The sequence below is a fragment of the Acinetobacter sp. SK-43 genome (genome assembly GCF_015351505.1).
Taxonomy (GTDB): domain Bacteria; phylum Pseudomonadota; class Gammaproteobacteria; order Pseudomonadales; family Moraxellaceae; genus Acinetobacter; species Acinetobacter junii.
The window spans coordinates 1-723 of sequence record NZ_JADKPY010000064.1 but is presented as its reverse complement, the minus strand read 5'-3'; the positions used below and the strand labels follow the sequence as shown (position 1 = coordinate 723).

Here is a 723-nt window from a genome sequence, read left to right as displayed (position 1 = left end):
CACATCTTTTTAAGTCTGGTATTTTCGGCTTCTAGCTCTTTCAGTCGAGCCATTAATGATGTATCCATACCACCATATTTGGCACGCCATTTATAAAAGGTAGCATTACTCATACCATGTTCACGACAAAGGGTGGCAACAGGCGTGCCAGACTCCGCTTGTTTCAAAATAGACATAATCTGACTGTCAGTAAATTTAGATGTTTTCATGCAGAATCTCCTGCTTTGATCTTAAGAGAAAATTCTACTTTTAGATCCTATTATTTTTAGGGGGGATTACCAGTAACTTGTAGCCTCTGACTTCCATGTAATACCCACATAAATAAAATGCTTTAAAAGTAATAAATGATTACTTTAATTATCGTGTGAATTTTATATTGGAAACTTATCTTTATGCGTCAAAATGAAAGATACTTTAGTCTAAAGAGAAGCATCATTTCTATTTAAATACTTTCTTTGCTTAGTCGTAAAATCTTTATATTAAAGAAATTAAGATAGCGATTTAATATAGTAAACTTTTATATAAGTTAGATAACTAATTGGTCAGAATGAAATATGAGAAAGACTTATCACTTACCGTAATCTATACGGTAATTATTGAGAATGCATCAGAAGAGGTAATAATAAGCTCAATCAAAAAATTGTTATATTGAAATAGTGAACCGTACCGGGTTTGTCGGAGACTTTTTATTTAAGTTAGGCCACCTGACCTAACAGATTAATT

General features: G+C 32.0%; 1 protein-coding gene. It reads right to left on the bottom strand.

What is annotated here, in order from left to right:
• Positions 1-209, bottom strand: a 209-nt coding sequence (locus IRT38_RS12320) for a transposase (protein ID WP_194597867.1), incomplete at its 3' end; no start/stop codon positions are given.
• Positions 210-723: the final 514 nt, after the last annotated feature.